The organism is Novosphingobium sp. RL4, from assembly GCF_035658495.1.
Lineage (GTDB): Bacteria > Pseudomonadota > Alphaproteobacteria > Sphingomonadales > Sphingomonadaceae > Novosphingobium.
Map to the genome: position 1 here is coordinate 1,663,041 of NZ_CP141944.1, position 11,597 is coordinate 1,674,637.

The 11,597-nt window shown below is 61.1% G+C and carries 12 protein-coding genes; 4 read left to right on the forward strand and 8 right to left on the reverse strand.

Annotated elements, in window-relative coordinates; translation table 11 throughout:
• Window positions 1–96: 96 nt before the first annotated feature.
• The 7 genes from U9J33_RS08065 to U9J33_RS08095 all read right to left on the reverse strand — a co-directional run bounded on the left by U9J33_RS08065 (window position 97) and on the right by U9J33_RS08095 (window position 7,163).
• Window positions 97–1,572, reverse strand: a complete 1,476-nt coding sequence (locus U9J33_RS08065) for an aldehyde dehydrogenase family protein (protein WP_324698885.1) — start codon at window positions 1,570–1,572, stop codon at window positions 97–99.
• Window positions 1,572–2,717: an NAD(P)-dependent alcohol dehydrogenase gene (locus U9J33_RS08070; protein WP_324698886.1), complete on the reverse strand. Its 1,146-nt coding sequence runs from the start codon at window positions 2,715–2,717 to the stop codon at window positions 1,572–1,574. Before U9J33_RS08070 ends, U9J33_RS08065 begins: the two co-directional genes overlap by 1 nt.
• A 96-nt stretch (window positions 2,718–2,813) precedes the next feature.
• Entirely contained in the window at window positions 2,814–3,608 is a 795-nt protein-coding gene (gene hpaI, locus U9J33_RS08075) for a 4-hydroxy-2-oxoheptanedioate aldolase (protein ID WP_324698887.1), read from the reverse strand.
• Window positions 3,609–3,645: 37 nt separating this feature from the next.
• Entirely contained in the window at window positions 3,646–4,434 is a 789-nt protein-coding gene (hpaH, locus tag U9J33_RS08080) for a 2-oxo-hept-4-ene-1,7-dioate hydratase (RefSeq protein WP_324698888.1), read from the reverse strand.
• A gap of 65 nt (window positions 4,435–4,499) precedes the next feature.
• A complete protein-coding gene (locus tag U9J33_RS08085) occupies window positions 4,500–5,594 on the reverse strand; it encodes a cupin domain-containing protein (RefSeq protein ID WP_324698889.1) in 1,095 nt (364 codons plus the stop codon).
• Between the two features lie 22 nt (window positions 5,595–5,616).
• The gene (locus U9J33_RS08090; protein WP_324698890.1) at window positions 5,617–6,606 is read right to left on the reverse strand and encodes an ornithine cyclodeaminase family protein; all 990 of its coding nucleotides are present in this window, start codon (window positions 6,604–6,606) and stop codon (window positions 5,617–5,619) included.
• Window positions 6,606–7,163 carry a hypothetical protein gene (locus tag U9J33_RS08095; protein ID WP_324698891.1) on the reverse strand — a complete coding sequence of 186 codons (558 nt, stop codon included), beginning with the start codon at window positions 7,161–7,163 and terminating at the stop codon, window positions 6,606–6,608. Before U9J33_RS08095 ends, U9J33_RS08090 begins: the two co-directional genes overlap by 1 nt.
• A 96-nt stretch (window positions 7,164–7,259) precedes the next feature.
• Here U9J33_RS08095 and U9J33_RS08100 point away from each other — a divergent pair, with 96 nt between their 5' ends.
• A complete protein-coding gene (locus U9J33_RS08100; protein ID WP_324698892.1) occupies window positions 7,260–8,180 on the forward strand; it encodes a LysR family transcriptional regulator in 921 nt (306 codons plus the stop codon).
• Between the two features lie 66 nt (window positions 8,181–8,246).
• On the opposite strand, the gene U9J33_RS08105 is transcribed toward U9J33_RS08100, so the two are convergent.
• Window positions 8,247–8,693 (reverse strand): DUF1772 domain-containing protein, encoded by a 447-nt coding sequence (locus tag U9J33_RS08105; RefSeq protein ID WP_324698893.1) that lies wholly within the window; start codon window positions 8,691–8,693, stop codon window positions 8,247–8,249.
• A gap of 139 nt (window positions 8,694–8,832) precedes the next feature.
• On the opposite strand from U9J33_RS08105, the gene U9J33_RS08110 reads away from it, so the two are divergent.
• The 3 genes from U9J33_RS08110 to U9J33_RS08120 all read left to right on the forward strand — a co-directional run bounded on the left by U9J33_RS08110 (window position 8,833) and on the right by U9J33_RS08120 (window position 11,529).
• Window positions 8,833–9,318, forward strand: coding sequence for a MarR family winged helix-turn-helix transcriptional regulator (locus tag U9J33_RS08110; RefSeq protein ID WP_324698894.1), 486 nt, complete (start codon window positions 8,833–8,835; stop codon window positions 9,316–9,318).
• Between the two features lie 626 nt (window positions 9,319–9,944).
• On the forward strand, window positions 9,945–10,526 hold the full coding sequence (locus U9J33_RS08115) for an RNA polymerase sigma factor (RefSeq protein ID WP_324698895.1): 582 nt from the start codon (window positions 9,945–9,947) through the stop codon (window positions 10,524–10,526).
• A 28-nt stretch (window positions 10,527–10,554) separates the two neighbouring features.
• A complete protein-coding gene (locus tag U9J33_RS08120; protein WP_324698896.1) occupies window positions 10,555–11,529 on the forward strand; it encodes a FecR family protein in 975 nt (324 codons plus the stop codon).
• Window positions 11,530–11,597: the final 68 nt, after the last annotated feature.

Below are 11,597 nucleotides of genomic sequence, written 5' to 3' on the forward strand. Positions count from 1 at the left end.
TTCCAGTTTGTCTGTCTGGTTTTCTAGTTTGTGCGACTTGAAGGGCTCGCATGCAGGTTGCGGCAGGTCTTTGCGGCAACCTGCATGGGAATTGCATCAAACGGGGAAGCTAGGCGGTGTCGTCCGGCAGGTGACCCAGTGATCGCGTGTCAGCTCTTCGATCCCCCAGCCCCCGTTGAAACGGCCGAGCCCGCTGTTCTTTTCACCGCCGAACATATTGAAGGGGCTATCCTGAATCGGGATGTCGTTGACGTGCGTCATGCCTGCCTCGATGTGGCGCGCGATCCGAAGACCTCGCCACACGTCCCCCGTGAAGACGGAGCTCGCCAGTCCATATTGAGTTGCGTTCGCGAGCCGTACGGCGTCGTATTCGTCCTCGGCCCTTATGATCGAGGCAATAGGCGCAAATTGTTCGGCCTGAGCAAACGCGCTCTCGTTGTCTACCTCAGAAAATACGTGCGGAGGTACTACGAGGCCGTCGATCTCTCCCTTCAGACGCTCTGCAAATCCCGCAGAACGTCCCTCGGTGATCCGCTGCAGCGCCGCGTCGCGCTGCCGCTCACTAATCAGAGGACCGATCAGTGTCTGGGGATCGCTTGGGTCGCCCACTTTGAGCTTCTTTGTTTTGGCAACGAACAGGTCGACGAAGTCGTCGTAAATCGGCGCTTCGACGATCAATCGATTTGCGCTCATGCATATCTGGCCGCTGTGGAGGAAGCGCGCAAACACGGCAGCACTTGCCGCCTTCTCGAGGTCGGCATCCGCGAGGACGATGAGAGGCGCATTTCCGCCCAATTCAAGTCCAACATGTTTGATCTGCGGAGCCGCGGTAGCCATTTGCGCAACCCTGCGGCCGGTCGGTGTCGAGCCCGTGAACGATAGCAGGTTGACCAGCGGGTGCAGGACGAATGTGTCGGCGATGTCGGGTACGTCGCCGACGACGACGTTAAGCAGCCCTTCGGGTAAGCCGGCTTCCTCGTAGATTTTGGCCAGCAGCAATCCGCCGGTGATCGGTGTCTCCAGCGCCGGTTTCACGACGACAGCGTTTCCAACAGCAAGAGCTGGCGCAATCGTTCGATGCGAGAGGTGCATCGGGAAATTCCATGGGCTGATGACACCCACGACGCCCAACGGCTCACGGAATACGAAACTGTCCTTGTCGGCGGCGTCGATCGGCATGATCCGCCCCTCGACGCGAGGGGGCAGGGTGAGCGCTTCGATCAGCCCGCCGCGAACGGCCATCCATTCTGCTTGCGCCTTCATGAAGGTGCTGCCGGATTCCCGGATGATCCATCCCACGATCTCGTCGCGGCGTGCCTCGACGATCGCAAGAACCCGGCGGAACATATCGATGCGCTCTGTTGGCCCCGTTTTGGCCCACGCGGCCTGCGCTGCTTTGGCGGCCCGAAAGGCTGCGTCGACATCGTCGGAGTTGGCGAGCTGGATTTCAGCGACGGTTTCGCGGGTATAGGGGTTGCGGATAGTCGCTGCGCGCCCAAGCCGTCCGGCAGTCCATCGGCCGCCAATGAATTGCCCGTCGAAGCCGTCGTAGGAGGAGGTTACCGTCGTCATCACTGAGCTCCCTCGCTACCCTTAGACGTCATGCGCAGGATCGGTTTGATCGTCTCGCCGGATTCGCTGTCGGCCGCTGCCTGGTTGATCTTTAGGAAGTCATAGAAGCGCACGAGCTTGTCGAAGGGAAAGCTGCCTTGCAGGTAGAGGTCCACGAGCTGCGGGATGAACAGCTGCGGATTGCTGGCGCCTTCGATCACTCCCATCAGGCGCTTATTGTTGTTCATGAAGTCGTTCGCATCGAAAGTCAGTTCGGTGCCCGGCCGCGAAGCGCCGACGAATGCGCAGGTGCCGGTTGGGCGCAGGACCTCGACGGCCGTACGGATTACCGCTGGATGCCCCGTCGTATCGAGGCTGAATTCAACCCCGCCGTCCGAAAGCTCGCGCAGCCTTGCCGCTACGTCGCCGTCGTCCGGATGAAGTACGTGGGTTGCGCCCAGTTCGCGGGCAAGATCGAGGCGTGCCCGCACACGATCGACGACAAAGGTCTTGGTGGCGCCGGCAAGTTTGGCGGCCATGAGTGCGCTCAGGCCAACCGCGCCGCCCCCAAAGACTGCAAAACTGTTCCCCGGACCAACACGAAGCGCATTGAGAACCGTGCCGGCGCCGGTCTGGATTCCGCAGCCCAAGGGGCCAAGCAACTCCAGCGGTGCGTCCTTGCGAACCTTGACCACATTGCGGGCATCCGCGAGCGCGAGAGTCGCAAATGAAGACTGTCCGAAAAAGCGGTCGGAGAAGGGTTCGCCATTCCGCGTGAGGGCATGACTGCCATCCGCGCGGGCACCGCCGAAATTGAGCGGCCCGATCCTCTCGCATGCCGCCGGCGCCCCCCGCAGACATTGCGGGCAGCTGGCGCAGGGAAGAAAGGTCAGGACGACATGATCGCCAGGGGCGACCGATTCGACTTTGTCGCCAACCGCAAGGACGACGCCGGCTCCTTCGTGACCAAGCACGGCCGGCAAGGGGGTTGGAAGGACGCCGTCGCGGACGGCGAGGTCCGTGTGACACATGCCGGTGGCAACAATTCTGATCAACACCTCGGTATCGCGGGGCGCTTCGAGCTCGCATTCAGCAAACTCGAATTTCCCATGATGCGTGCGCAGAAGCGCGGCGAGACTGTGTTGTGTATCGGGTTGCGTGCACACGTTTTCTCTCCCCCTCGGCCAGATCTGGCCGGGCTGCCTGATTATGTTCGGTGGACCGCGTGCGGGGCGCCCGATGGCGCCTCGCACGCGGTTCGATCAGTAGACTTGCGCTCCTGTGGCTTCCTTGGGCTTCGCATCGATCTGGAACGCGCGTGCCAGCGCCTCCGCGCCGCGCGCGAGAACCGTCACATCCGTTCCGACAGCAACGAATGAGGCACCCAGTTCGAGATAGCGTCGGGCCAGACCCTGGTCGGCAATTAGGATCCCTGCAGCTTTACCTGCGGCGAGAATGCGTGCGATCCCCGTTTCGATCGCCTCCTGCACTTCGGGGTGTGCCGGGTTTCCGAGGTGGCCCAGAGCAGCCGCCAGGTCCGATGGGCCGAGGAACACGCCGTCGACCCCGGGTGTGGCGGCGATGGCGTCCAAAGCTTCAAGGCCTGCACGGGATTCGACCTGGAGAAGAACGCAGATCTCATCTGCAGCGTCGTGCAGATAGGTGGCGTGCCGATTCCACCGACTGGCGCGACCGATTGCCGAGCCGACGCCCCGGATGCCATGTGGGGGATAGCGCGTCGCGCGTACGATCAGCTCAGCTTGCTCGGCGCTCTCCACCATAGGGACGAGCAGGCTGCGCGCGCCGATGTCGAGCAACTGTTTGATGATCACCGGATCGCCAACCGGCGGCCGAACTACGGCTTCGACCGGGTAGGGGGCCACTGCTTGGAGCTGCGCAAGGATCAGCGGAATGTCGTTGGGCGCGTGCTCGCCATCGATCAGCAGCCAGTCGAAGCCGGCACCTGCGCTGATCTCGGCGGTGTAGGGCGAGGCTAGTGCCTGCCAGAAGCCGATCTGCGGCTTGTGATTGGCGATCGAATTTTTGAAAGAGTTCATGACATGCCTCGTACTGGAGGACAGGACCCTGATTGGATCAGGGCAGGAAGTTGCACTCGACCCGGCCAAACGTACCGAAGTCGCCGACGATCTTGCTGCCGGGTGGAGCCTCGACCGGCCGGATAAACGAGCCTGCCAGAACGATTTGTCCTGCCTCGATACGACCGCCGTAGGCAGCCAGTCTGGCCGCAAGCCAGGACACCGAAAGCAAGGGGTCATCGAGCACGCCGGCGCCGAGCCCGGTTTCCTCCACCTCACCGTTGCGCGAGACGATGGCGCCGACCCAGCGCAAGTCGAGGTTATGGAAATCGCGCACGGGGTCGCCCAGGACGATTCCCCCGTTCGCGGCGTTATCGGATATCGTGTCGAAGACACGGCGGAGCTGGCCACTCCGGGGGTCCTTGCGGGTAATCCGCGTATCGAGGATTTCGAGCGCGGGGGCGACATAGTCGGTCGCAGCAAGAATCTCTTCCGCGCTCACTTCGGCGCCGACCAGAGGCGCTTTCATCACGAACGCAATTTCCGCCTCGATACGCGGCTGAATGAAGCGGTCTGCCGCGATGTCGGCGCCATTTCCGAACACCATGCTCTCGAGCAGAACGCCCGAATCCGGGATGTCGATCGAAAGCGCCGATTGCATGGCCTTGGAAGTCAGGCCGATCTTCCACCCCACGACACCGTCGCCGGACTCATTTTTGAGCTGCATCCAGGCGGACTGGATCGCATAGGCATCGTCGAGGGTCATGCCCGGATGATCCTCGCTGAGAAGCGGGATCTGAACCTGGCTGCGCTCGGCCTCTTCGAGCGCGAGAGCGGCTCGGAGCACGGCATCATCCGAGAGGGTGATGCCGTGCTTGTGAGCTGCTGCTGATGGAGCAGGCGCGACCATCGTCAGGCCGCCGCATCCGCGCGATTGGTGGCGAAGCCTTCCTCTGCCCCCAGCAATGCCGGCGGTTCCTTGAGGCTTTCCTGCCAGAGCAACGATTCCATCGCGATGTTGAGCGGCTGATCCTGGATGGTCAACTCGTACACAGGCTCGTCGAACGAAGCGTGGTTGTGAACGGCCCAACCAGGCGCCGAAAGCATAAGGTCGCCAGACTTCCATTCGTAGGTCTTGCCTTCGACGGTCGAACGGCCGGAACCCGAGAAATAGTAGTTTACCGCTGCCGAAGAGTGGCGGTGCGGACGATCGACGATTTTCGGCGGGCGAACCGTCATGGTCGCGAAGAAGTTCGGCGTGGTGCCGTTGGTGCGGCCGGTCATCGGGTTGTAGAGCAGATAGAGACGACGACCGATGTAATCCTTGCCGAGGGCTTCGAGCTTGTCGAGATGCTCCTTGACCTCGTCCCAGGGCCAGTAGAGCGCGGGGCTCTGGACCGATGGCGGATTGATCAGCAGCTCGTAGGGCATCATCCATGCGCCCTCGTCGTTGAGAGGGAAGGTGCCGTAGGGGCTCTTCTTGCGAGCGTCCTCGACTTCACCTTCGCTCTCGTCATGGCTGGCACGCGGCGCGGGTGCCGGGTTTTCCTCGACGATGTGGATGTTCATCATGTCGAGCAGCGCGCCGTTCGAATAGGTCAGGCGCACGTAGATGTCGTCGCCGGTATTGCGGTGGCGATAAACGCGCATCGACGGCGTGTTCCATACGTCGTGAAGCTTCGTGGAACGAAGACGTCCTGAGATCTCGGTTTCCCCTTCACCGCGGATCACGAAGTTCACCTGGGTCGAATTCTGGCGGAAAGTGATCGTTTCCTCTCCGGGCAGGAGAACGTCGAGCGCCACTTCGATGCCGGGGGCCAGGCCGCGCGACTTCTTGTTGCGCGGATGCACGAAGTAGGAGCGACGCCGCCCGTTGGCAGGGCGCGGAAGTGCGGCCAGGCGGGCGATTTCGGCGTCGATGTCTTCCTTGGGAATGACGACCGGCTCCCACGGTTCATCGCGCTCGGGGAGTGCGCCGGTACCTTCGACGAAAATGCTGTTGGTCATGGTAATACTCTCCTGTTGTCTCTTACCGCTTCAGGCGCGGTGCGGCGCGGGTCGGGCGAGGGATGGGGCGTCCGAGCCCCCGCGCGACGGCCCGCTCGAAAATCGCAAGGCCAAGGGACAGGTCGGAAATTCCCATTCCCATTGCCTTGAAAACTGTGAGGTCGGCGTCGGCTGGACGGCTGGCCGCATCTCCAACCAGCGATCCAAGCGAGCGAATGCCCTGCCATTTCGCTTCATCGCTGCCGTAGGCTTCGATGAATTCTCGCGAGAGCTTGCGGACCTGGGGTACGCTGTCGGCCGCTGTGACGGTCGCGCGCGACAAGAGTGCCGGATCGAACTCGGCGCGCTCTGGAGTGATCGCGCCGACGGCATTGAGATGGACACCGCGAGCCAGCATCTCCGACGTCAGGAACGGTGCAGTTGCCCGAGTTGCTGCGGTAATGATGTCGGCACCGTCGAGCGCTTCGCCGAGCGTCGAGGCGGCGATTGTCTCGATACCGAGCGCGTCCTCGGTCTTGGCGGCAAGCGCCTCACGCTTGGCCGGTGTCGGACTCCACACAGCGACGCGATCGAGAGGACGGACTGCGGCGACCGCCGCAATCTGGGCGAGGCTTTGTTTGCCGGCACCGATCATCGCCATTCGGCGCGCATCGGGTCGTGCCAGGAGGTCAGTGGCGACGCCGCTGATGCCGCCCGTGCGCATCTGGCCGAGCGCGAACGCTTCAATGATGGCGCGGACCGATCCGTCGTTGCTGTCGATCAGCACGAGAAGGGGCATCGCGCCGCCCTCTGTGTGGGCCCAGGTCTTGGTACCGGCAAAACCCTTGCCTTCAAATACGGCACCGATTGCGTGCAGGGTGGCGTGGCCACCCCAGATGACATGCGTCTTCACCATGTTGGTGGCGTGGCCTGCCGCTTCTTCGGCAAGCCCGACCCTCAGTGCGTCAATCGCTTCGGGAAGCGAAAGCAGTTCAACGACGTCCTGTTCGGTGATCCAGATCGGATCGCTCATCACGATGGCTCCTGTACGAAAATCGATGGAACTGGAGGTGCCAGTTCGAGTGCATTCACGATGATGGCGTGGGTGATGTAGCGACCGACCAGAAACAGCAGTGCAACTGCGGCATCGGCGCCGATTGCCTCGATCACTGCTTCCAGCTCGGGACTCACGCCGTGGCCGCGGCGTTCGACGGCCGAGATGACGAGGCGCTGCACTGCACGCTCATCGGGTGCGAGCAATTCCTGCTCTTCCGGCGAAAGGCGTTCGACGGCCGCGATCCATTCCCTGCCGAAACCGAGCTTCTCGGAAAGGCGCTCGTGCTGATGGCGTTCGTAGGCATTGTCCACGAGGGTAGCGATGGTGAGCGCACCAACTTCCGTCAGCCGGTCGGGAAGCGCTTTCTTGAGCGCCTCTGTCATCTCCATGAACGGCGTGAGAATGCCCGGCTGATGGCCGGTGCAGCGGAAGAACTCGCCGAGGTAGCCAAGCCGCTTGACCCTGGCGCCCAGAACCGCCTGTACCGGCGGTGCGAGCTGCTCGAATTCGAGCCGGCTGATCCGCTCCGACATTCCTACCTCCTATTGTGTCGGTGGAGTCAGTGAGCCGCTTTCAGGTGTTACGGAAATATATTGTTGTCCGCTTGGTGATACCTTATCGATATAACCATGGATGTCCGGCAACTTCGCTACTTCGTGGCGCTCGCAGACGAATTGAATTTCACTCGCGCCGCAGCGCGCTGCAACGTCTCGCAGCCGCCGCTAAGCCGTGCGATCCGGCAGCTGGAAGGCGAACTTGGGGCAACGCTCTTTGAGCGGGACACGCATCATGTTCGGCTAACTGCGGCAGGGGCCAGTCTTGCAGGCGATGCCCGGCGCATTCTCGAACTGTTGGAAGAGACCGGTGATCGAGTGCGCAAAGTGGCCATTGGTTTGCGCGGAACATTGACGGTCGGGTTCGGCGGATCGACAGTCTATTCGTTCTGGCCGCGACTGATCCGTGCTTTCAAGACGCAGGCGCCGGATGTCGACATCGTGTTCAAGGCGATGCCTGTTCTTGAACAGCTTGAGGCGCTGCGCGGCGGCACCATAGACGCTGGCCTGATCCGTCTCCCGGTACTGGACGAACTTGTTGAGACAATACCTGTCTACGAAGAACCCCTGGCCGTTGCCTTGCCGTCCCAGCATCCGCTGCTCGAGACATCGGGAGCTATCGAAATCTCCGCGCTCGCGGACAGCAGGTTCGTCACGTACGAGGCGCGCCGCGGCTTCAACTTTCAGTCGGACCTGCACGCGCTTTGTCGGTTCGCCAAATTCGAGCCTCGCGTCGTGCATGAGGCACCTTCTACCGAGGCGGTAGTCGGGATCGTATCGTGCGGGGAGGGCGTTGCGATTGTGCCCGCTTCGGCAGAACGACTGAGGATGCGCGGCGTGGCGTTCCGTCCGCTCGACGGCACTGGTATGCCTCCGCAGTTGACGTCCGTGGCATTTGGATTGGCGTGGCGGCGCGGTGCCTCATCTGCGGTCGTGGCAGAATTCGTGGCCTCGGCGCGGGATGTAGCGCAGAGCAAATCGAGACCCTCAGGTTAGCGCAAGGGTCATTTCCGGGGCCGCGTCGTCGACGATGAGCTCGACCTTCTTGTAGGGAGCGAGCCGTTACCGGCTGACGGCCCAAACACCGAGCACGGCAGAAATACAGGCAAATGCGATCCGCACAGTATGAAGGCCAAGCCAGACGTCGAGTTTATGGCGAACCTGATCCAACGGCACGGTTTTTGCGGCGAATGCGGAATTGGCTGGAACGAATAGCGTGGCGGTCAAAAGCAGTACGATGAGTAGGCATGCGGCCGATGCGAGCCAAATGTTGCGCACGGCAGGATTGCTCCATTCGATTACCAGCATTCCGGCGATGCCTACCAGCGCCGGCAAAAGCACGAGCGGAATCGCGCGAGCCACCAGGTGATTGTTGGCGGCGAACCAGTCGAGAAAGATCGCGGGCGGCAGGCCTTTCCAATAGCTCCCCAGGATCACACCGATTGCCAACATGACGCCGGCGAACATGGCGCTGCCCGTGACGGCGAGGATTTTGAAAATGAGTGGCATGACGAGCCCTTTACGGTTGCACTGCCGACGTCGTGATTGTCGGACCGCGATATGGTTGCGTTGAAAATGCCCGGTCGCTTTGCTACGCACGCAGAGTAAAAATTTGACATGATGATGTCAACGAAGGTTGGTGCTGACAGTGAACGAACGAAATCGAGAAGCCAGGGGAGAAGCTTTCACCGAGCTGATCCTGGGGCTGATGCGGGCCAACAATGTCACCTTGACTTGGGGGGACAGGCTCGTCGCACCTTTTGGTCTCACAAGTGCGCGCTGGCAGATACTTGGCGCTATCGCGCTTTCAGATCAGGCTCGGCCTGTCGCATGGATCGCACGGGACTTGGGATCGAACCGGCAAAACGTGCAGCGGATCGTCAACGATCTCAACAAGGAAGGCTTGGTCACCTTCGAGCCCAATCCTCATCATCGCAGAGCCAATCTCGTGGTGCTGACCCCAAAGGGGCAATCCGCCTATGCTGCCGCGCTGGCCGAATACAATCCCAGGGTAAATACCCTGGCGAACGGCATGACGATCTCTGAAATTCGGTTGGCGAGCCAGGTTCTATCAAAGCTTCGCGCAAAGCTCGAACAGGAGCTTGACGCTGTCGCCCCAACGCAGGCGTCCTGAGTCAGGATGTCGTTGGTCAATAAAAAGTGCTTCTGAGGCATCCTTGTCTTCTGCCCAATTCGGCGAATTCAAAAATTTAACAGCCGAATTCGATTTGGTGCAGCTAAGGTGTGCTTGATTGTGGCGGCAATCCAATAAGCTGGATTTGCGAGGGCCACTGAAATTCAGCGCTCGCTCTCAGTGCAATGTATTCTGCAACAGTCTTTGACGTTCGATGGCGATATTCAATAATGCCGGGTGGCCGAGGCGAATGTACAGGTCCTCTTGTGGCTAAAGGTATCGGCCCAGCTGCCATGAAGCTGGTCTTTCACACCCGGCAATTTTCCGACTTGTTTTGCTTGCAAGTCCCGGACTTATCCGTAGCCTAATGGGCGGCGCGACGAGGATCGCGCCGAGGCAAGTCAGCCACACCGATGGGTTACTGCAGCTCGGACTTGAGCCGGGCCGTTGCCGCGAATGTCCAGGCGTCAGCTAAAGGCGGCAATAAGCGAACTGGGGTGAAATGGCACCGACTGGGCAGTGTCCAGCGGCCTCCTTGATTGGAGAAAGCCCATGGTGTTGGGCGATATGGGCGTGTGCGCACCGCACGCCAGGACCGTTTGTCGTGTAACCGCCGAGGTGCCGACATGCGCCTGAAGATAGATGACGATTACTCGTGCGGTCCTACCGGAATTGACGAAGGCGATCCCTTGCCGCCTGAAGATCGCGTCTTGCCTCGCAGGTCCGATTGGCTTGACCGCCTTTACCGGGCGCAGCGCGACAAGCTCCTGCGCTTCGCGCGGCGGCATACCCGTCCCGACCAGGCGCCCGACGTCATTCAACAACTCTTTCTGCGCCTTGCCACCAGGCAAAACGGGGAATTGAAAGTGGAAAGGCCTGACGCCTACTTGCGGCAAGCAACTATCAATCTGATCCGCAATGATGCGCGCTATGCGGAGCGTCGCTCCGTCAATCTGCACGTCTGCGCCGATGACGTCCCGTTGATAGGAACAGATGCCGTTGCTGCCTACGAGGCGCGGGACATGCTTGCACGGCTTGAAGCGATCGTTGCAGGATTGGCCCCGCGTACGCGCGAGATATTTCTCGCGCACCGGATCGACGGATTTACATATGGCGAGATCGCGGCGCGAACCGGTCTCAGTGTGAAGACCGTCGAGAAGCATATGAGCCGGGCGATCGGGCACGTGACCCGGCATCTGGAGCCGTGATGGGGGATTGTATCTTCGTGGTGGTGGAATGAGCTTCGAGGAAGAGGTTGATGACTGGTTCGCGCGGATGCGCGGTCCGGAGGCCGAACGATTTCGAGAGGCTTTCGCTGATTGGTATGCGGAACCGCAGAATGCTGCAGCTTACGAGCGCAGGGTTCGGTCATGGGATACAATCAAGTTCATCACCAACACACCGACCGGAAGGCGCCGACGTCTCGCCATCGCCAAGCCGGCGTTGCTGAGAACACCCGGAAAGTTAGTTGGCGCGCTGGCAGTTTGCGGGCTCCTTATTGGAACGGTCGCATTTGTAGGAGGACATCGCTGGTCTGCTGGGCGCCAGCTCTACTCTCGCATGGAAGTGGCGTCGCTTGAGGAGCAGCCTCGAAAACTTGTGCTTCCTGACAGCTCGGCCATCACTCTGGACCGCGGGGCGCGGATCCAGATATCCTTCGATGCAAGCCAGCGGCGCCTTCGTCTCCTGGCCGGCAGAGCGCGATTTGCGGTTGCGCACGAGGTGGACCGTCCATTCGTGGTCGAGGCAGGTGAAGGAAGCGTGACAGCTCATGGCACCTTGTTCGATGTCGAGCTCTTGCCGGCGCGAATGAATGTGTCGCTCATCCAGGGAGCAGTCGAGGTGCAAAGTCGAACGCAGGTATCTGCGGTGAGGGGGCTCGACCTGATGGCAGGCCAAAGGGTCACTATCGCCGGTGGAGTGCTGGGTGTGCCGACCAGCACACCGCCAATTGATCGCGCCTGGCCGAATGACATGCTCGTTCTGGACGGCGCGGATCTTGCCGACGCGGTCGCGGCATTCAATAGAACGACGCCGGTTCCTGTCCTCCTCGAATTCGAAGCTGCCCGCCCCATGAGGGTGACGGGAGCGTTCCGCCGATCCGATCCCGAAGGCTTCGCGAGACAGCTCGCCGCAACATTCGACCTTGCAGTCCGAGTGCGTCTCGATGGCAGTTTTGCGTTGGTCGATGGGGAGGCCGAAAAAAAATGATCACCAGCGGAGGGTGATTTTTCAAACCTGGTGTCTCCGTCCTGAAGGATCTCGCTGAGCGCGGATCC